17 protein-coding genes are annotated in these 18,236 nt (G+C 65.7%); 9 read left to right on the top strand and 8 right to left on the bottom strand.

Annotated elements, in window-relative coordinates:
- Window positions 1-109 precede the first annotated feature (109 nt).
- Complete coding sequence (locus AC5P60_RS03510) at window positions 110-1,117, bottom strand: LacI family DNA-binding transcriptional regulator (protein WP_024956977.1); 1,008 nt, start codon at window positions 1,115-1,117, stop codon at window positions 110-112.
- Between the two features lie 95 nt (window positions 1,118-1,212).
- Here AC5P60_RS03510 and AC5P60_RS03515 point away from each other — a divergent pair, with 95 nt between their 5' ends.
- Genes AC5P60_RS03515 through AC5P60_RS03535 form a run of 5 tightly spaced genes read left to right on the top strand, consistent with a single transcriptional unit; the run spans window position 1,213 to window position 5,845 of the window.
- Window positions 1,213-2,265 carry a sugar phosphate isomerase/epimerase family protein gene (locus AC5P60_RS03515; RefSeq protein WP_024956976.1) on the top strand — a complete coding sequence of 351 codons (1,053 nt, stop codon included), beginning with the start codon at window positions 1,213-1,215 and terminating at the stop codon, window positions 2,263-2,265.
- A 27-nt stretch (window positions 2,266-2,292) separates the two neighbouring features.
- Window positions 2,293-3,510, top strand: a complete 1,218-nt coding sequence (locus tag AC5P60_RS03520; protein ID WP_495201679.1) for a nucleoside permease — start codon at window positions 2,293-2,295, stop codon at window positions 3,508-3,510.
- Between the two features lie 12 nt (window positions 3,511-3,522).
- Window positions 3,523-4,647, top strand: coding sequence for a Gfo/Idh/MocA family protein (locus AC5P60_RS03525; protein WP_049453198.1), 1,125 nt, complete (start codon window positions 3,523-3,525; stop codon window positions 4,645-4,647).
- A gap of 19 nt (window positions 4,648-4,666) precedes the next feature.
- Window positions 4,667-5,530 (top strand): sugar phosphate isomerase/epimerase family protein, encoded by an 864-nt coding sequence (locus tag AC5P60_RS03530; RefSeq protein ID WP_483692982.1) that lies wholly within the window; start codon window positions 4,667-4,669, stop codon window positions 5,528-5,530.
- Window positions 5,531-5,548: 18 nt separating this feature from the next.
- Window positions 5,549-5,845: a c-type cytochrome gene (locus AC5P60_RS03535; protein WP_012479397.1), complete on the top strand. Its 297-nt coding sequence runs from the start codon at window positions 5,549-5,551 to the stop codon at window positions 5,843-5,845.
- Window positions 5,846-5,875: 30 nt separating this feature from the next.
- Here the strand turns inward: AC5P60_RS03535 and AC5P60_RS03540 are convergent, their stop codons facing one another.
- The 5 genes from AC5P60_RS03540 to AC5P60_RS03560 form a co-directional block, all read right to left on the bottom strand.
- On the bottom strand, window positions 5,876-6,634 hold the full coding sequence (locus AC5P60_RS03540; RefSeq protein WP_483692983.1) for a 3-keto-disaccharide hydrolase: 759 nt from the start codon (window positions 6,632-6,634) through the stop codon (window positions 5,876-5,878).
- A complete protein-coding gene (locus tag AC5P60_RS03545) occupies window positions 6,634-7,209 on the bottom strand; it encodes a gluconate 2-dehydrogenase subunit 3 family protein (RefSeq protein ID WP_005412559.1) in 576 nt (191 codons plus the stop codon). The genes AC5P60_RS03540 and AC5P60_RS03545 overlap by 1 nt, the downstream gene beginning before the upstream one ends.
- Complete coding sequence (locus AC5P60_RS03550) at window positions 7,209-8,894, bottom strand: GMC oxidoreductase (RefSeq protein ID WP_483692985.1); 1,686 nt, start codon at window positions 8,892-8,894, stop codon at window positions 7,209-7,211. Before AC5P60_RS03550 ends, AC5P60_RS03545 begins: the two co-directional genes overlap by 1 nt.
- A 27-nt stretch (window positions 8,895-8,921) precedes the next feature.
- Window positions 8,922-9,827: a hydroxypyruvate isomerase family protein gene (locus tag AC5P60_RS03555; RefSeq protein WP_483692987.1), complete on the bottom strand. Its 906-nt coding sequence runs from the start codon at window positions 9,825-9,827 to the stop codon at window positions 8,922-8,924.
- Between the two features lie 202 nt (window positions 9,828-10,029).
- Entirely contained in the window at window positions 10,030-10,602 is a 573-nt protein-coding gene (locus AC5P60_RS03560; protein ID WP_005408464.1) for a single-stranded DNA-binding protein, read from the bottom strand.
- A gap of 292 nt (window positions 10,603-10,894) precedes the next feature.
- Between AC5P60_RS03560 and AC5P60_RS03565 the strand changes: the two genes are divergently transcribed.
- From AC5P60_RS03565 to AC5P60_RS03580, 4 genes are all read left to right on the top strand, one after another.
- Window positions 10,895-11,926, top strand: coding sequence for a LacI family DNA-binding transcriptional regulator (locus AC5P60_RS03565; protein WP_012479391.1), 1,032 nt, complete (start codon window positions 10,895-10,897; stop codon window positions 11,924-11,926).
- A gap of 129 nt (window positions 11,927-12,055) precedes the next feature.
- Window positions 12,056-12,958: an ABC transporter ATP-binding protein gene (locus AC5P60_RS03570; RefSeq protein WP_262236098.1), complete on the top strand. Its 903-nt coding sequence runs from the start codon at window positions 12,056-12,058 to the stop codon at window positions 12,956-12,958.
- 12 nt (window positions 12,959-12,970) lie between these two features.
- Window positions 12,971-16,555 (top strand): ABC transporter permease/M1 family aminopeptidase, encoded by a 3,585-nt coding sequence (locus AC5P60_RS03575; RefSeq protein ID WP_483692989.1) that lies wholly within the window; start codon window positions 12,971-12,973, stop codon window positions 16,553-16,555.
- Between the two features lie 475 nt (window positions 16,556-17,030).
- The gene (locus AC5P60_RS03580) at window positions 17,031-17,453 is read left to right on the top strand and encodes a hypothetical protein (RefSeq protein WP_483692991.1); all 423 of its coding nucleotides are present in this window, start codon (window positions 17,031-17,033) and stop codon (window positions 17,451-17,453) included.
- Window positions 17,454-17,458: 5 nt separating this feature from the next.
- On the opposite strand, the gene AC5P60_RS03585 is transcribed toward AC5P60_RS03580, so the two are convergent.
- Window positions 17,459-17,761, bottom strand: coding sequence for a hypothetical protein (locus tag AC5P60_RS03585; protein WP_049403246.1), 303 nt, complete (start codon window positions 17,759-17,761; stop codon window positions 17,459-17,461).
- A complete protein-coding gene (locus AC5P60_RS03590; RefSeq protein ID WP_111188035.1) occupies window positions 17,758-18,222 on the bottom strand; it encodes a GNAT family N-acetyltransferase in 465 nt (154 codons plus the stop codon). The genes AC5P60_RS03585 and AC5P60_RS03590 overlap by 4 nt, the downstream gene beginning before the upstream one ends.
- Window positions 18,223-18,236: the final 14 nt, after the last annotated feature.

Raw genomic sequence — 18,236 nt, forward strand, 5'->3', positions numbered from 1 at the left:
CCCTTGCCGGGCTGCCTGCGATGAGTCTGACAGCTTTGCGTCAATTCGGGATCAAGGTTGCACGATATCGCGCGGGCCGGCTGCCACGCTCCGCGGCCCCACCCCGTGGTCACCTGCGTCGGGGCGCAGCCGTCGATCCCCGCACCATCAGGCTGAAATCCAGCGTCTGTTGAAGCGGAACATCCACCTGTTCGATGATGGCGAGCAGCAGGTTGACCGCGCGCGCGCCGATTTCCCGCATCGGCTGCCGGATGGTCGTCAGCGGCGGCGTGAGGTAGCGGGAAGACGCCAGATCATCAAAGCCGACGATGGACAGGTCTTCCGGCACGCGGATGCCCAGCTCCCGGCAGGCCGCCAGGGTGCCCAGCGCCATCTGGTCGCTGAAGCAGAAGATCGCCGTTGGTGCGGACGTGCCGTCCAGCAGCGCCATGGCAGCCGCATGGCCGGATTCCACTGAAAAATCCCCGGGCACGATGCTCAGCTGGCGCAGGCGGCCACGCACCTTGCCGGCCCCCCGTACCCCTTCCAGGCGCTGCTGGTGCAGGGGATTGTCCGGCGGCCCACCGACCACGGCGATCCGTTCATGGCCCAGTGCGTACAAGTGCTCCATGACGGCGCGTGCGGCGGCGGCATTGTCGATGTGCACACTGGGCAGGCCCAGCGCGGGATCGAACTCGCAGCCGTTGACCACCGGCGCGGCAGCCCCCCTCTGCTGGACAATCTCGCGCGCCGTCGGTGGCAGGCGATGGCCAAGCACGATCATGCCGTCGGCCTCGTTGCGCCGGAGCATCTGCGCGTAGCGTTCCTCGCGGTCGGGTTGGTCCTGCGTATCGCCCAGCAGCACCGCATAGCCGACAGCCTGCGCGGCGTCTTCCGCCCCTTGCAGGATCTGCGCGAAGAACGGGTTGGCGATATCCGGCACCGTGACCAGGATCTTGCCGCTGCGCTGGGTCTTGAGCGTGCGGGCAACCGTGTTCGGCACGTAGCCCAACGCCGCGGCGGCCTGCTCGATGCGCGTGCGCGTGGCCGGCAGTACTTTGTCCGGCCGCGAAAGTGCACGCGACACGGTGCCGGCGGAGACGCCGACGTGCTTTGCGATGTCGTAGATGGTGGCCATGGCGTTAGTTCTCCCGCCCGCTGTGCACTGCACAACAGGTCCTGCGTGCGCCCCTGCTAGGATAATGCAATCGATTGCATCGAGGGCGAATCACGTTGAAGACGCTCAAGGGTCCAGCGCTGTTCCTGGCGCAGTTCATCGGCGACACGGCTCCTTTTGATCGGCTGGACACGCTGGCCGGATGGGCCGCGGGTCTGGGCTATTCTGGCGTACAAGTCCCCACCACGGCGCCCCACCTGTTCGATCTGGCCGAGGCCGCGCGCAGCCAGGCGTACTGCGACGACCTCGCCGGCATGCTGGCAGGTCATGGCGTGCAGATCACCGAGCTGTCCACCCATCTGCAGGGGCAGCTGGTCGCGGTCCATCCGGCCTACGACAGCCTGTTCGACGGATTCGCACCCGCGGACAAACGTGGCGATCCCACGGCCCGCCAGGCCTGGGCGGTGGAGCAGCTTCTGTTGGCCGCCAAAGCCAGCCAGCGGCTGGGGCTGACCGCGCATGCCACGTTCTCCGGCGCATTGGCCTGGCCCTATTTCTATCCCTGGCCGCAGCGCCCACCGGGACTGGTGGAAGAAGCCTTCGCCGAACTCGGCCGCCGCTGGCGCCCGATCCTCGATGCCTTCGATGCCTGCGGCGTGGACCTCTGCTTCGAGATCCACCCGGGCGAGGACCTGCACGATGGCGCGACCTTCGAACGCTTCCTCGATGTGGTGGATCATCACCCCCGCGCCAAGATCCTGTACGACCCCAGCCACCTGCTGCTGCAGCAGATGGACTACCTGGGTTTCATCGACCGCTACCACGCGCGCATCGGCATCTTCCACGTCAAGGACGCGGAGTATCGCCCCAGCGCAAGCAGCGGCGTGTATGGCGGCTACCAGGACTGGATCGAGCGTCCGGGCCGCTTCCGTTCGCTCGGTGATGGCCAGATCGACTTCAAGGCGATCTTCTCGAAGTTCGCCCAGTACGACTTCCCCGGCTGGGCGGTACTGGAATGGGAGTGCTGCCTGAAGCACCCCGAGGACGGCGCACGCGAGGGTGCCGCCTTCATCCGCGACCACATCATCCGCGTGACCGACCGCGCCTTCGACGACTTTGCCGACAGTGGCACGGACGCCGCGTCACTGCACCGCATGCTGGGAATCTGAGCCAAGACCGCCCCGGGAGGGCAAGCCATGACGCACGCCATGTCGCGCCTGGGCGCGATGATGTTTCTGCAGTTCTTCATCTGGGGGGCGTGGTTCGTCACCCTCGGAACCTACCTGGTGCAGGGCCCGCTGCAGGCCAGCGCCAGCCAGGTGGCCACCGCCTTCCTCAGCCAGTCCATCGGCGCGATCGTTGCGCCGTTCCTGGTCGGCCTGATCGCCGACCGCTACTTCGCGGCGCAGCGCATCCTCGCGGTGCTGCACCTGGCCGGCGCGGTGCTGATGTGGCTGGCGTCCACCGCCACCAGCTTCAGCGTGTTCTCGGCCTGCGTGATGGGCTACATGCTGCTGTTCATGCCGACGTTGGCACTGGCCAACAGCGTGGCGGTGCGGCACATGCAGTCGCCCGAGAAACAGTTCCCGCTGGTACGCGTGGCCGGCAGCATCGGCTGGATCATTGCAGGTGTGCTGATCGGCTGGCTGGGCTGGGAACAGGCCCATCGGCTTGAACTCACCTTCCGCATGGCCGCGCTGGCATCGCTGGTGCTGGGCCTGTATGCATTCACCCTGCCGCACACGCCACCGCTGGCGCAGCAGCGCGATGCCGGACTGGGGCAGATCCTGGGGCTGGATTCGTTGCGACTGCTGAAGTCGCGCGCCTACCTGGTGTTTTTCCTGGCGTCCATCGCCATCTGCATCCCGCTGTCGTTCTACTACAACTTCACCAATCCGTATCTCAACGACCTGGGCGTGCGCGGCGCAGCAGGCCTGCAGTCGCTGGGCCAGGTCTCCGAAGTGCTGCTCATGCTGGCCATGCCGTTCCTGTTCGTGCGGCTGGGGGTGAAGACCATGCTGGCGGTCGGCATGGCCGCCTGGGTGGTGCGCTACGCCATGTTCGCCTTCGGCGATGCGGGCAGCGGCTTCTCGCTGCTGGTGATCGGCATCGTGCTGCACGGCATCTGCTACGACTTCTTCTTCGTCACCGGCCAGATCTACACCGATGCGCATGCCGGCCCCGCCGCGCGCAGCAGCGCGCAGGGCTTCATCACCCTGGCTACCTACGGCGTGGGAATGCTGATCGGCACCTTCCTGTCCGGCGCGGTGGTGGAGCACTTCACCACCGAGGCCGGCCCCGACTGGCAGCAGATCTGGCTGTTCCCGGCCGGCGTTGCACTGGTGGTGTTGATCGCCTTCTTGCTGCTGTTCCGCGACCGGCCGACGGTCACGGCCGCGCCCTCCACACCCTGAGGATCCCCGTCGATGCCCAAGCTTGGAATCGCCATCGTCGGCGCTGGCATGATCGGTGCAGTGCATCGTCGTGCGGCACTGCTGGCCGGTGCCGAGGTGCGCGGCGTAGCCGCCTCGTCAGCGCAGCGCGCGCATGAGGCCGCGCAGTCCTGGAATGTCCCGCGCGCCTACCGCGATATCGAGGAGGTGATCGCCGATCCGCAGGTACAGGTCGTGCACGTGTGCACGCCCAACCATCTGCACCGCGCCATGGCACAGGCTGCGCTGGAAGCCGGCAAGCACGTGATCTGCGAGAAACCGCTGGCGACGACGCTGGACGATGCACAGGCGCTGGCGGCGCTGGCCGCATCGACCGGATTGGTTGCCACGGTGCCCTTCGTCTACCGCTACCACCCAGTGGTCCGGGAGGCGCGCGCACGCATCGCCCAGGGCGATCTGGGGCCGTTGCACCTGATCCACGGCAGCTACCTGCAGGACTGGCTGCTGGATCCGGCCAGCAACAACTGGCGCGTGGACCCCGCGCTGGGAGGCACGTCGCGCGTGTTCGCCGACATCGGTTCGCACTGGTGCGACCTGGTCGAATGGGTCAGTGGCGAGGGCTTCGCCGAAGTGAACGCGGCGTTCTCCACGGTAATCGCCGAGCGTGGCGCCGTCAGCGGGCAGAGCTTCAGCACGCCAACGGCCGCCAGTGCGATGCAGGCTGTCACCAGCGAAGACGTGGCCGCAGCGATGTTCAGGACCGGCGCCGGCACGCTGGCGTCATTGACGGTCAGCCAGGTCTCGGCCGGACGCCACAACCGCCTCTGGTTCGAGATCGATGGCGCCAAGGCCAGCGTGGCCTTCAACCAGGAGGATGCCGAACGACTCTGGATCGGCCTGCCCGATCAGCGCGAGGAAACCTTCATGCGCGGCCCCGGTGCCGGCAGCGCCGAACAACGCCGCCTTTCCATGCTGCCGGCCGGGCATGCACAGGGCTACGCCCAGTGTTTCGAGGCGTTTGTGGCCGACACCTATCGCGCCATTGAAGGCGAGCGGCCGCAGGGCCTGCCCACCTTCGAAGACGGTCTGCGCTCGGCACGGATCGTCGATCGCGTCATTGCATCAGCCAGGTCACGTACCTGGACCACCATCGGTTGAATTCCGGGAGGATCTGTTGATGAAAGCTCTTTTCCGTAGAAGTGCAAGTCTCGTCCTGCTGCTCGCTGCCCTGCCCGCCTTCGCGAGCGAAGCCGCCACCACGCAGAAGCCGATCGCGGTGCAGATGTACACCCTGCGCAATGCAGGCTCGCTCGATCAGCAGTTGAAGATCGTCCACGACGCGGGCGTCCGCGCGGTGGAAACGGTCGGTACGCAAAACACCAGCGCCACCGAACTCAAGCAGCTGCTGGACCGGTATTCGATCAAGGCGGTTTCGTCGCACGTGCCACTGGCCGAGCTGCGGGGCAACCTGGATGGTGTGGTGACGTTCAACCGGTCGATCGGCAACAGCACGCTGGTGGTGCCTTACCTGGACCAGAAGGACCGCCCAACCGATGCCGCGGGTTGGACCGCATTGGGCAAGGAGCTGGGCCGCATCGCCAAGCAGGTGCGCGGCAAGGGCATGCGCCTGGCCTATCACAACCACGATTTCGAGCTGGCCGACTTCGACGGTCAGACCGGGCTGGAGCTGCTGTTCGCAGCGTCCGGGCCCGACCTGCAGACCGAGCTGGACCTGGCCTGGGTTGCACGCGCGGGCCTGGACCCGGCGGTGATGCTGGGAAAATTCCGTGGACGCGTGTTTGCGGTGCACGCCAAGGACAATGCGCCGAAGGGCCAGGCCCAGGATGAAGGCGGATTCGCCGCGGTGGGCCAGGGCGTGCTGGACTGGAACGCGATCCTGCCCGCCGCTGCGGCGGCCAAGGTGCAGTGGTACATCGTCGAACACGACCAGCCACGCGACCCGGCCAAGGTCATCCAGACCGGCGCGGACTACCTGCGTGAACACCTGCCCGCCAACGTGCCCACCCGTGCACGGCGCTGACGCATCAAGGAGCCCCACATGAAGATGATCCTGGCCCTGGCCCTGGCTCTGGGCGGCATGAGCACTTCAACGGCAGCCCGGGCCAAGGACGATCCTGCCGCCGGCGCGAAACTCTATGCCCAGCACTGCACTGCCTGCCACGGTGCTGAACGCGCCGGCGTACCGCCTACCTTCCCGGCGCTCACCGACGTCGGCAAGCGGCTTCAGCCCGCCCAGGTCAAGGACAAGATCAGGAAGGGCGGAGGATTGATGCCGCCCTTTGCCCAGCTGTCGCAGCAGGAGATCGACGACCTCGCCAGCTATCTGGCGAAGTAGGCGGCCGGCGACCACGCCGGCCGCGTGCCGCTACAGTTCGCGCACCCAGATGTTGCGGTAGCTGACCCTGGAGTCATGCTCCTGCAGATAGAGCGGCGCGCACGCATGGGGTGCGTACGAAGGCGCACCGATGTACTCGGTCCTGCCTGCCAGCACGGTGTCGTCCTGCACGAGTACGCCGTTGTGCAGCACGGTGATGCGCGCGGGCGACGTCAGGCCGCCGCCCTGCGAGAAGCGCGGTGCCTTCCAGATGATGTCGTAGACCTGCCACTGGCCCGGTGCGCGCGAGGCGTTCACCCGTGGCATGGCCTGCTTGTAGATCGAACCCGCCTGGCCGTTGGCATACGTCGGGTTGCTGTAACTGTCCAGCACCTGCAGCTCATACAGTTCCTGCAGGAAGATGCCGCTGTTGCCCCGGTTCTGGCCGTCGAAGCCCTTCGTCTCGGTGGGGGTACGCCATTCGACATGCAGCTGGACATCGCAGAAGCGTTGCCGGGTGCGGATGCCCTTGCTGCCCGGAACGACGGTCATGGCGCCATCGGCAACCGTCCAGGGCACGCGCCCGCCCTGCTCTGCCTCCCACGCCGAGACATCCTTGCCATCGAACAGCACGATGGCATCGGAGGGGGCCTTGCCTGGCGGCGTGGCCACGACTGCGGGCACGGGCGTCCACACTTCGGTCTTCTTCGGGTCACGCGCAGCGTCGGTACCGTCCTGAGCGAATGCAGATGCAGCGGCCAGCAGGCCGGCCGTGATCAACGCAGGGCGGATCATCAGGATGGTGTCCATCAGCTGGTCCCCCACGCGGGCGTACCGGGGACATAGGCCAGGTCACCGTCGTAGCGGCCCGGCACGGCGACGTACTGCAGCACACCGGTCGCCCCGACCTTTGAAGTGAAGAAGCCGAAGATGGCCAGCTGCTTGATCATCGTGAAGTAATGCGGCATGGCCTCGCCTTCCTCGGGAGTGCCGGTCTCGGTCACGTCGGCATTGCGTGCCTTGGCTTCGGCGTCCAGCGTTCGCAGCAACCCGGTGCGGGCTTCCGGCGTGAGCGATACGAAACGGCCACCGGCGCGCGTGTCGATGTCGGCCAGGCCGGCGCGGAACGTCGCCTGCTGCCGGGCGGTGTAACAGTCGCTGACGAACGTCGCCATGAACGCACCGGCACCCGCGTCCTTGGCCCCGGGCGTCCTTGTCCGCGGCAGGATGGTTTCGGCGATCTCGTCCAGCATGCCAATGTCGGCATCGGAGAACGCGGGCATCGCCCCGGCAGCCGGCACCTTGCCATGCACCAGCGCAGGCAGGCCAACCATGGCCGCACCGGTAGCGGCAACGATCATCTTCAACAGTTCGCGGCGATCCATCAGAGGTTCCCCGCTTTCAGTTCGCGTACCGCATGGTCGGCCGCGCGCGCGGTCAGCGCCATATAGGTCAGCGAGGGATTCACGCAGGCGCTGGAGGTCATGCAGGCACCATCGGTCACATAGACGTTGGGGGCATCCCAGACCTGGTTGTGCGCATTCAATACCGAGCTTTTCCGATCACGTCCCATGCGTGCGGTCCCCATCTCGTGGATGCCCTTGCCCGGGGCATAGTCGTTGTCGTGCATCTTCACCTCCTTGACCCCGGCCGCCTCCAGCATCTCGGCGGCATCGGCGGCCATGTCCTTGCGCATCGCCAGTTCATTGGCGCGCATGGACACGTCCATCGCCAGCACCGGCAGTCCCCATTTGTCCTTGCGGTCGTGGTCCAGGCGGATCGTGTTGTCGTGGTGCGGCAGCATTTCACCGAACCCGGTCATACCGATGCGCCAGTCACCCGGCACGGTCAGTGCCTCCTTCAGATCGGCACCGATGTTGAGCTCGGCGATCTCGCGCGACCATCCGGTGCGGCTGGCACCGCCCTGGTAGCCGAACCCGCGCAGGTAGCCGCGCTTGTCGGCCGCGACGTTGCGGAACCGCGGAATGTAGAAGCCGCAGGGACGGCGGCCGAAGTAGTACTTGTCTTCGTAACCCTCGACCCGGCCCGAGGCGCCCGCACCGAAATGATGGTCCATCACGTTGTGCCCCAACTCGCCGGACGAAGAGCCCAGCCCGCCGTCCCAGACGTCGGTGGCCGAATTCATCAGCAGCCACGTCGAGTTGAACGACGATGCATTGAGGAAAATGACCTTGGCCGTGTACTGGTAGGTCTGGCCGGTTTCGGCGTCGATCACCTCCACGCCACGCGCGCGCTTGCGATCCTTGTCGTAGAGCACTTCCTTGACGATCGAGAACGGCCGCAAGGTCAGGTTCCCGGTCTTCATCGCCGCTGGCAGCGTCGCCGCCTGGGTCGAGAAGTAGGCACCGAAGGGACAGCCCAGGATGCACTTGTTGCGGTACTGGCAGTTCACGCGCCCCTGCTCGGGCATCGGCTGGGTGATGTTGGCAGTGCGCGAGTGGATCATGTGGCGCGTTCCGCCGAAGGCCTTCTTGATGCGCGCGGCCACATCCTTCTCGACGATGTTCAAGGGAATCGGCGGCAGGAACTCGCCGTCCGGCAGCACGTCCAGTCCTTCGCGCGTGCCGGCGATGCCGGCGAACTTCTCTACATGGTCGTACCACGGCGCGATATCGGCGTAGCGGATCGGCCAGTCGGTGGCGATGCCGTCCTTGAGGTTGGCCTCGAAATCCAGATCGGAGAAGCGATAGCTCTGCCGCCCCCACATCAAGGAACGACCACCGACGTGGTAGCCACGGAACCAGTCGAAGCGCTTGGTCTCGATGTAGGGCGATTCCTGTTCGTTGGCCCACATTCCTTCCAGGTTCTCGGCCAGGCCGTAGTCGCGCATCAGCACCGGGAAGGCGGCCTTCATCGCCTGCGTTGGCCGGTTGCGGTGCGGGAAATCCCACGCCTCCTTCATCGCGTTGACGTAGTCCTTGACGTGCTCGATGTTGCGCCCGCGTTCCAGCATCAGGACCTTCAGGCCCTTCTCGGTCAGCTCCTTCGCCGCCCAACCGCCACTGATTCCCGAGCCAACAACAATGGCGTCGTAGTGATTATCTGCCATGGGTTTCTCACCTGGGTGGATATCGTTTCAGACGTCGCAGAGGCGGATCGCCTCGCGCAATGAGGCAACGGGATCGGGCGCTGCAGGCGTGAATTCCTGCGCCAGATACCCCTTGAAACCGGTGTCGCGGATCGCGCGACAGATGGCTGGATAGTGGAGCTCCTGCTGGTCTCCGATCTCGTTCCGGCCGGGCACGCCTGCGGTGTGGTAGTGCTTGAAGCAGGCGTGATGCTTGCCGATGGTGGCGATGATGTCGCCCTCCATGATCTGCATGTGGTAGATGTCGTAGAGCAGGCCGAAATTGTCCGAGCCGAGCCGCTGGCACAGCTCCACACCCCACGCGGAGTGGTCGCACAGGTAGTCGCGATGATCGACCTTGGAGTTGAGCAGCTCCATCACCAGCACCACGCCGCGCTTCTCGGCATGCCCGAGGATGCGCTTGAGCCCAGCCTCGGCATTGGCCATGCCGTCCTGCGGGTCCATACCGTTGCGGTTGCCGGAAAAGCAGATGAGGTTTCGATAGCCGGCATCGGCGACCAGATCGATGTGCCGCGTGTAGCGTTCCACCAGCTGGTCGTGGAACTCGCGGCCGGCAAAGCCCTTGGTCAGGCCCAGTTCCGCGCCGTTGCACATCGAGCTGTACACGCCATTCGCCTTCAGCGTGGGCCAGTCTTCCGGGCCGACCAGGTCGATAGCGGCAAAGCCGATGTCCTTCACCGTCGTGCAGAGCTGGGCAACGGACAGCTGCGGGAAGGTCCAGCGTGCGACGGAATGCTTCAGGTTGCCCTTGAGTGGCGCCGTGGCGGCGAATGCGGGCAATGCGCCCACGGTTGTCGCGGCCCCCAGGCCAATGCTGCCGGCAACTGCGATGCGCAGCGCATCGCGCCGCGTGAGCCCCCTCGAAGGAGCCGGTCTGATCGAATGGATGGACATCCACCTTCCGGCCTCCCAACCGGTATCAAACGCAACGATTCACAGCAATGCAATCGATTGCACCATAGGGGAGGAAATTGTCTGTTTGCAAGTCGCGGTGCACGAAAAACTGATGGTGCGAGGCACAACGCAGATGGCATCGCGCAAAAAGAAAAGCCCCGCATGAGCGGGGCTTTCTTTTCTGCTGCGAATGAGCGTTCGATCAGAACGGAATATCGTCGTCAGCGAAGTCATCCATCGGCGGCGCCTGCTGCGGCTGCGGACGCTGGTTGCCACCCTGGTTGCCGTAACCGCCGCCCTGGTTGCCGCCCTGGTTGCCATAGCCGCCACCCTGGCCCCCACGCTGGCCGCCACCGCCACCATACTCCTGGCGCGGAGCCTGCTGGCGCTGCGGACGATCGCCGCCGTAGTTGCCACCACCGCCGCCGCCACCGCCTTCACCGCGGCCGCCCAGCATCTGCATTTCATCGGCAATGATGTCGGTGGAGTACTTCTCCACGCCGTCCTGGCCGGTGTACTTGTCGTAGCGCAGGCTGCCTTCGACGTAGACCGAGCTGCCCTTGCGCAGGTACTCGCCGGCGATCTCGCCGAGCTTGCCGAAGAACACCACGCGGTGCCATTCGGTACGCTCCTGCTGGTTGCCATCCTTGTCCTTGCGGACGCTGGTGGTGGCCAGGCTGATGCGGGTGATCGCCATGCCGCCCTGGGTGTACTTCACGTCCGGGTCGTTGCCGAGATTGCCGACCAGGATGACTTTGTTGATGCCGCGCGCCATAGGTACCTTCGTCCGTTGTCCAGGGGCAGACCGCCAGTGATAGCACAGCCCCGGGCGGGGGTGCAGTAGGCGAGGCCGCCCCTGTTGAAATTTGGGGGAATGCGAGAACGATGCATCTTAGCATTGCCGCCGCCATCCGCCCGGTCAGAAGACCCCGGCCGCGCAGGAGGATTGAACTGATTTCCTTGTCCGGCAATGACTTACCCTCGCTTCGGTGGACATCCGGAGGGGCATTGGCGTCTGCCCATGGCATCATGCCCGGGCACCTCCCCCCGCCCCCTTCCGCGTTCCCATGACGATCAAAGGCAAAGCCACCTCCCTGGACATCGCCCACCTGGCCGGGGTCTCCCAGCCGACCGTGTCGCGGGCCCTGCGTGGCAGCCCGATGGTCAACGCCGAGACTCGCGAGCGCATCCTGCGCATCGCCCGCGAGCTGAACTACAAGGTCGACAAGAACGCCTCCAGCCTGCGCCTGCGCAATGCCGGCACCCTGGCCCTGCTGTTCTTCGAGGACCCGACCAACGACGACTCGCTGATCAACCCGTTCTTCCACTCGATGCTGGGCTCGATCACCCGTGCCTGCGCCCTGCACGGGCAGGACCTGCTGGTCTCGTTCCAGCAGCTGTCCACCGACTGGCAGGCCGATTACGAGGACAGCAACAAAGCCGACGGCATCATCCTGCTCGGCTACGGCGACTACCACGAATCGCGCGATCGCCTGCAGCGGCTGGTTGAACAGGGCACGCACTTCGTGCGCTGGGGCGCCGCCCTGCCCGGCCAGCCCGGCGTGTCGATCGGCAGCGACAACTTCCAGGGCGGGCATGACATCACCACCCACCTGTTACAGCAGGGCTGCCGCCGCATCGCCTTCCTCGGTCATGCCTCCAGCCACTACCCCGAGTTCCAGGAGCGCTACCGCGGCCATGTCGCGGCCCTGCAGGACCACGGCCTGGCCGCCGAACCGGCACTGCAGCACGATGCGATCACCACCGAGGCGTCGGGCCAGGAAGCCTGCCAGGCGCTGCTGGCACGCGGTGAACCGATCGATGCGATCTGCGCCGCCAGCGACCTGATCGCCATCGGCGCGATGCGGGCCCTGCGCGAGGCCGGGCTGCGGGTGCCACAGGACGTGGCGGTGACCGGCTTTGACGACATCCCGCTGGCGGCTTCGGTGTCCCCGGCGCTGACCACCGTGCAGCAGGACACCAAGCAGGCTGGCCAACTGCTGGTCGAGCGCCTGCTGGCGCTGATCGGCCGGCAGCCGGTGGAGAGCCAGAGCATCCCGGTGAAGCTGGTGGTGCGGGAATCGTCGCTGCGCGGGTAGGCACCGCAGGGCCGGCGCCCCTACCAACGCACGACGGCCCGATTCCCCCCCCATGACCAACGGCGGATGCGCACGGAGGCTGATGCGCGGATAACGCGCAGACATCGCCCATGGAAAGGTGTACGTCACATGCTGAAGATCGATTCGCTGTCGAAGACGTACGCTAATGGCGTGCACGCCCTCAACAACGTCAGCCTGGACATCCCGCGCGGCATGTTCGGCCTGCTCGGTCCCAACGGCGCCGGCAAGTCGTCGCTGATGCGCACGCTGTCCACCCTGCAAGAGGCCGACAGTGGTACGGCGACACTCACCATTCCAGGCGAGGCACCGATCGATGTACTGCGCGACAAGGACGCGGTGCGCCGCCGGCTGGGCTACCTGCCGCAGGATTTCGGCGTGTACCCGAAAGTCAGCGCGCTGGACCTGCTGGAGCATTTCGCAGTGCTCAAGGGCCTGACCCAGCGCGCGCAGCGCCGCGAGGTGGTCGATGGGCTGCTGCAGCAGGTGAATCTGTGGGATGCCCGCAAGCGCAAGCTGGGCACCTACTCCGGCGGCATGCGCCAGCGCTTCGGCATTGCCCAGGCGCTGCTGGGTGACCCGCGGCTGGTGATCGTCGATGAACCCACCGCCGGCCTCGACCCGGAAGAACGCAACCGCTTCCTCAACCTGTTGGCGGCGATCGGCGAGAACGTGGCGGTAATCCTCTCCACCCACATCGTCGAGGACGTGACCGATCTGTGCCCGACGATGGCGATCATGAACAAGGGCCAGGTGCTGCTGACCGGGCGCCCGGCCGATGCCATCGACGCCCTGCAGCAGCAGGTCTGGCGCAAGCAGGTTGATCCTTCGGAACTGGCCGACCACGAGGCACGCTACGTGGTGCTGTCCACCCGCCTGGTCGGTGGCCGCCCGGTGATCCACGTGCACAGCGCCAACGACCCTGGCGACGGCTTCGCGGCCGTGGCTCCCGACCTCGAGGATGTGTACTTCCAGCGCCTGCGCCTGCAGGCCCGTGCCCGCGCGGCAGCCTGAGCGGAGCACGCCATGATCTTCAATTTCTTCCGCTTCGAACTGCGCGAGCAGCTGCGTTCCCCGCTGCTGTGGCTGCTGGCCGGGCTGTTCGCCCTGCTTGCCTTTGCCGCCGCGTCCAGCGACGCCGTGCAGATCGGTGGCGGCACCGGCAACGTGCACAGCAACGCGCCCACCGTGATCGCGCAGATGCTGGGCATCTTCACCCTGCTCGGCATGCTGGTCACCGCGCTGTTCGTCAGCAACGCGCTGTTGCGTGACTTCGAACTCGGCACTGCCGAACTGATCTTCGCCAGCCCGGTGAAGCGCCGCGATTACCTGGCCGGGCGCATCGCTGCCGCCCTGGCGGCCGGGCTGCTGGTCTACATCCTGATCGCGTTCGGCCTGTGGCTGGCGCCGTTCATGCCCTGGGTCGATCCCGAGCGCATGGGCCCGATCAGCTGGCAGGGCTATGCCTGGACGTTCGCGGTCATCGTCATTCCGAACCTGTTGTTCACCACCGCACTGCTGTCGCTGCTGGCAGTGCTGACCCGCTCGATCCTGTGGGTCTACATCGGCCTGGTGGCCTACCTGGTCCTGTACGGCGCCAGCGCGGCGCTGCTGCGCGACATCGACAATACGTGGATCGCGGTGCTGAGCGAACCGCTGGGCATGCGCGCACTCGGCCGTACCATCCGCTACTGGTCCACTGCCGAACGCAACGACGGGGTTCCCGAGCTGGCCGGTTACCTGCTGGCCAACCGCGCCCTGTGGTTGGGCGTGGCTGCCGCGCTGTTCGCCGCCACCTTCGCGCTGTTCCGCACCGAACGCAGCGGCAGTGGCCGTCGGCGCTGGGGCCGCAGGCAGGCGCAACCGGCTACCGATGCCAGCGTGGTCCGCCCCACCCGCGCGACACTGCCGCGCGTGATACCGGCGTTCACTGCCAGCACGGCGTGGCAGCAGTTCCTGCGCCAAGTCCGCTTCGATACACGCGGCGTCCTGCGCAGCGTGCCGTTCATCGTGCTGCTGGTATTGGGCCTGGCCAACTTCCTGCCCAGCGCGCTGTTCCGGCAGACCCTGTACGGCACCTCGATCTGGCCGGTCACCTCGCAGATGATCATGGGCCTGCAGGGGGCCTTCAGCTGGCTGCTGGTGATCATCGTGCTGTTCTTCGCCGGTGAGCTGGTCTGGAAGGAACGCAGTGCGCGCATCAATGAAGTGACCGATGCCATGCCGGTGCCGAACTGGGTGCCGCTGCTGGCCAAGTTCACCGCACTGCTGGCCGTGATCATCTGCTTCCAGGCCGCCGGCGCGCTGGCGGCGATGGGCGTGCAGCTGGCCAAGGGCTACACGCATCTGGAGCCGTTGCTTTACCTGCGCAGCCTGGCGCTGGATTCGGTGGTCTACATCCTGATGGGGGGCCTGGCGCTGGTGCTGCAGGTGCTCACCAACAACAAGTTCGTCGGTTACGCATTGCTGATCGTGGTGATGATCGGCCAGGGCGTGCTCGGCCTGCTCGACTACACACAGAACCTGTACAACTTCGGCAGCTGGCCCAACGCGCCCTATTCGGACATGAACGGCTACGGCCACTTCCTGACCGGGCAACTGGTGTTCCAGGGCTACTGGGCGTTGTTCCTGCTGACGTTGATGTGCCTGGCGTCGGCCTTCTGGGTACGAGGTGTCAGCCAGAGCCTGCGCCAGCGCCTGGCCCTGGCCGGCCGCCGCCTGCGCGGCCCGACCGGGGTCTTCGCCGGAGTCGCCGCATTGGCCTTCGTCGGCGTGGGTGGCTGGCTGTACTGGAGCACCAACATCCGCAACGAGTTCGTCTCGCCCGACCAGCAGCTGGACCTGCAGGCCCGCTACGAGCGCGAGCTGTCGAAGTACCGCAACCTGCCGCAGCCCCGCATCGTGGCGGTGGACAACCGCGTGGACCTGTCCCCCGAATCGCAGTCGATGGTGATCGATGCGAACTGGACGGTGCGCAATACCCACGCCACGCCGATCCAGGACGTGCACGTCTCGATGGGCGATGACAAGCAGCTGGTCGCGGTCGACCTGGGTGGGCAGACACTATCGATGCATGACGCCGATCTCGGCTACCGCATCTACCGCCTGCAGAAACCGCTGCAACCGGGTGAGACCCGCAGCGTGCATTTCCGCGTGGTGCAGAAGCCCAACGGCATCACCGCGGGCCAGGCACCAAGCAACATCGTCGACAACGGCACCTTCTTCAACAGCCGCGTACTGCCGTCGTTCGGCTACAACGAAGGCGCCGAGATCAGCGACCGCAACGAGCGGCGCAAGCGCGACCTGGGTGAGCCGCGGCGCATGCCCAAGCTGGAAGACGAAGCCGCGCGTGCCAACACGTACATAGCCCACGATGCCGACTGGCTCGACTTCCGCACCACGGTCTGCACGGCACCGGACCAGGTGGCGTTGGCGCCGGGCTACCTTCTGAAGGAGACCACGGTAAATGGCCGGCGCTGCTTCAGCTACGCCATGGACCGGCCAATGCTGAACTTCTACGCCTACCTGTCGGCACGCTGGGAGGTGCGCAGGGCGAAGTACAAGAACATCCCGGTGGAGGTCTACTTCGACCCGGCGCACGGCTACAACGTGGACCGGATGATCGAAGCGGTGCAGAAGTCGCTGGCCTACTACGAAGCGAACTTCACCCCGTACCAGCACCGCCAGGTACGCATCATCGAGTTCCCGGGCTATGCGCGCTTCGCGCAGTCGTTCGCCAACACCATCCCCTACTCCGAAGCCATCGGTTTCATCGCCGACCTGCGTGACCCGGACAAGGTGGACTACGTTTTCTACGTGACCGCGCACGAGATCGCACACCAGTGGTGGGCGCACCAGGTGATCGGTGCCAACGTGCAGGGCGCCACGGTGCTGTCCGAATCGTTGTCGCAGTACTCTGCGCTGATGGTGATGGAGCAGGAGTACGGCCGCCAGCACATGCGCCAGTTCCTCAAGCGCGAACTGGACGGCTACCTGTCCGGCCGCGGCGGCGAGGCCATCGAGGAACAGCCGCTGGAACGTGTGGAGAACCAGCAGTACATCCACTACCAGAAGGGTTCGCTGGTGTTCTACCGGCTGCGCGAGGAGATCGGCGAGCAGGCGCTTAACCGCGCATTGAAGCGCTTCCTGCAGGACAAGGGGTACCAGCAACCGCCGTACACCACCTCACGCGAGCTGCTGGACTACATCCGCACCGAGACCCCGGCCGACCGCCAGCAGCTGGTCACCGACCTGTTCGAGAAGATCAGCTTCTACGACAACCGCGTGATGGCCGCCAGCGCCCGCAAGCGCGATGACGGCCGCTACGACGTGACCCTGGACCTGCACGCCGCCAAGCAGTACGCCGACGGCAAGGGCAAGGAGAGCGACGGAAAGATGGATGACTGGGTCGAGGTCGGCGTGTTCGCCAATGGGCCGTCGGGCAAGGAGCGCGACCAGAAGGTGCTGTACCTGCAGCGCCACCACATCACCAGCGCCGATCCGAAGATCACAGTGACGGTGGATGAAAAGCCGGACGAAGCAGGCTTCGATCCCTACAACAAGCTGATCGACCGGGTGAGCGATGACAACCGGCGCAAGGTAACGATGTGAGGTATGCGGTGGTGCCGGTAGCGGCCAGCACCACCGTCGACTGCGTGTATGGAAATGCAACGTGATCGCGATGATCCACGGCTGAAGGTTCTGCTTTAGCTCACTACCCCGACTGATCGCTGGCATCGCGCGTAGTCCATCTGCAGTGCCGAGCCATGCTCGGCACCATCTGCCTGAAGACTCTCCCCTGACGTCTGTCCCAGGCATAACCGCATCAGCAACGATGCCTCTTGTCGCACTCCGGCTCGCGCGCCCGCTTCCCGTCTCCTGACATCACATTGATCCAGAATCCTTGCGCTTCGCGAGCAGACCGCTGATGCAAGGCGGATCGCCGCGCCCGCAATGTGGAGCTACGGAACAACCTCGAACACGAGGCGGGTCCACTGACATGATTCCTCATCCAAGGAGTTCCACTTGTGAGAAGCATCCAGGCTGGATCGTTGCGAATGGGTCCTGCCTCGCTAGGAGCAAGACAATGAAGAAGTGGCTTCTGCTGGGAACGCATATCCTGATCGCCATGATCTCCTCCCTACTGGGAGGGCTATACGTAATCCAGACGTTTCCCAGCCTGCGGCAGCAGTACAGCAATGAACTTGCGATGTCGATCCAACTTCTTTTCGACGAACAGGGGCAGCCAAGGGACGAGGCCGACCTTCGCCGCAGAATCTCTCTGAACATCGCCAACAGCCTGCACCTTTCCGCCAGATCACCGGGCAGGTCGGAGACAGAACTCGAGCGCCTGAGAGCCCTCAGCCGTCGGGTACTGCAGCAGGATCTGCTGAGATATGTCGAGCAGTCGGATGCGCGGCGCAATGCGCTTGACGGGGCCGTTCATCTGACACGCGACCTGCCAACACACGGCTCGCCCCCCGCTAATGCCAGGACACGCCCGGCATGAGGGCGTCAGCCGCCGGGCGACGCCGCGGCCTTCGGCCCCAGCAACGCCAGCAGCACATAGACCACGATCGAGGCGACGGTACCGAGCGCCGCCGGCAGCCCGAATGCCCACGCCGAACGGCGCTGCTGGCGCGCCCACTGGGCCAGATGCCAGGCCGCGCCCAGGTTGATCAGCCAGGCAATGACGAACACCGGCCACAGCACCATGCCCACCGCGCGCAGCAGGGGCATGGACACCAGCGCGGCAGCGATCGCCGCGATCAGGAAGATCAGGGCCGAGCGGGAATGGCGTGCCGTGGATACGCTCATGCGGCCAACCTGCGCACCATCACCAGCACGCGATAGCTGCGGTTGTCGGCTTCCTGCAGCGGCTTCCAGCCCAGCCGCGCATACAGCCCACCGTCCAGGGCCTCGGTCTGCAGGTAGAGATCGGAAACCCCCATTCGCACCGCCTGCGCCGCTGCTTGCTCCACCAGCGCGCCAGCCAGCCCACGCCCGCGATGGCTGTCGGCCACGAATACGCCGCCCAGCCAATGTTCGTACTGTGGGAACGCCTGCATTTCCCGCCGCTTGAGCTGGACTGCGCCAACCACCTGACCGTCATCGAATACGGCGATCAGGTGCGGGAAACCTTCGGCGTCCTGTGGCGGATTGAGCCGCTGCAGTTCCTGTTCCAGTGTCAGGCCGGCGTCCTGGCCCCATTCCGCGTGGTACCACTGGGCCAATTGCTGCCGTTCCGGTGCGTCGGCGGGTAGTCCCCTGAATTCCATGGCAATGCCTCGAT

The sequence above is a fragment of the Stenotrophomonas sp. YJH_SMC_120 genome (assembly GCF_059368675.1).